General features: G+C 74.3%; 1 protein-coding gene. It reads right to left on the bottom strand.

What is annotated here, in order from left to right; translation table 11 throughout:
* The coding region (locus tag ACLEQD_RS43265; protein WP_410391771.1) for a lysophospholipid acyltransferase family protein at positions 1 to 1,377 on the bottom strand (1,377 nt) is incomplete at its 3' end.
* Positions 1,378 to 1,458: the final 81 nt, after the last annotated feature.

Genomic DNA, 1,458 nt, shown 5'->3' with positions numbered 1-1,458 from the left:
GCCCGCGAACACGGAGCGGCGCTCGCGCAGCAGGGCCTGGAGCATGCGCTGGATGACTCGCGGGTGAGCTCCGTGAGCCGCTGCACCTCGCCCAGGTCGTCCGCGCCTCCGGGGGCAGGCCTCCATGGACAGCGGCTCGCCGAAGCGGATGGTCCGACTTGGCGGGCAGCGGCCGGGCGCGGTGAGCGGCAGCGACGGGAACCCGAGGAAGCCTCCGGGGAGGTGGCCCAGCAGCGGGGACGTCTCCTCCGCGCCGACGATGGCCACCGGGACGATGGGCGCGCCCGTGCGCAGGGCCAGCTTCACGAAGCCGCCGCGGCCGAAGCGCTTGAGGCGGTAGCGCTCCGCGAACGGCTTGCTCGCGCCCTGGTAGCCCTCCGGGAAGACGACGAGCGGCCGGCGTTCGTCGAGCAGCCGCAGCGCGTTCTCCGGCGAGGCGCGCACGGCGCCCAGGCGGTTGAAGAGGGTGCCGAGCATGGGCGCGTGGAAGACCTGATCCTCCACGAGCCAGCGGGGCTCGAGCAGGTCCGGGCGCTCCCGCAGGAGCGCCTGCGCCATCACGAGCCCGTCGTAGGGCAGGGCGCCGGAGTGGTTGGCGACGAGGATGGCGGCGCCGCGCGGCACGTGATCCACGCCCTCCACGGAGACGCGCCAGTACTGCTCGTAGAGGAAGTCCAGGACGGGCTGGAGGTTCTCCACCAGCCCCGCGTCCTTGCCGTAGTCATCCAGCCGGCTGCCGCCGCCGGTACCCAGGCTGGTGCGCACGGCCTCCATCAGGCCGTGCATGGCGCCCACGGCGCGGCCCAGGCCATCGCTCGCGAGCGCCTGGCCGGCGATCTCCTTCGCCAGGGAGAACATGCCCGCCGCGCGGCCCGCGAAGCCCACGGCCGGCGCGGGTTCCTCCGGACGGTCGAAGGCCGTCGGGTCGCGTCCCGGGGCCTCCTGGAAGGGCTCTTCCCCAGGGTCGCTCACGAGCGACAGCGGCCGGCGGCTGGGGGGCAGCTCGTCGTTGGACTCGTCGGGCAGCTCCACCTCCGGATCCACGTCCGTCGGAGCCGCGCCCTCGATGATGGACACGGAGATGTGCACGCCGTTCTCCTCGACGCGCTCCACGCCGCTGATGAAGTCATCGTCGGCGGCGGAGTCTTCCGGCGCGGCCATGCCTTCCGGGTCACGGCTCCAAGCGTCCGCGGTCCAGACCTCCTCGGTGATCCCGGCAGGGGGCACGTCCTTCGGGTCGCGTTGCCAGGCGTCGGCGGTCCAGACCTCGTCGGTCCCTTCGTCGCCCTCGGCGGCGGACAGGGCGCGCTCCTCGGGGCTGGTGACGTGGCGGTCCAGCACCTCGTCCACGGCGACGCCCGCGGTGGCCTCGGCCACCTGGGTCGCGACGGCGGTGGCGAGCTCCGCTCGGGGCGCTGCCGTCGCCGGCGTCCAGGACCTGCCGCACGGCGGACTCGG

It is taken from the genome of Corallococcus sp. 4LFB (assembly GCF_046520365.1).
GTDB classification, from domain to species: Bacteria; Myxococcota; Myxococcia; order Myxococcales; family Myxococcaceae; genus Corallococcus; species Corallococcus caeni.
The sequence above is the reverse complement of the archived record's forward strand: the minus strand, read 5'-3'. Positions and strand labels throughout refer to the sequence as shown.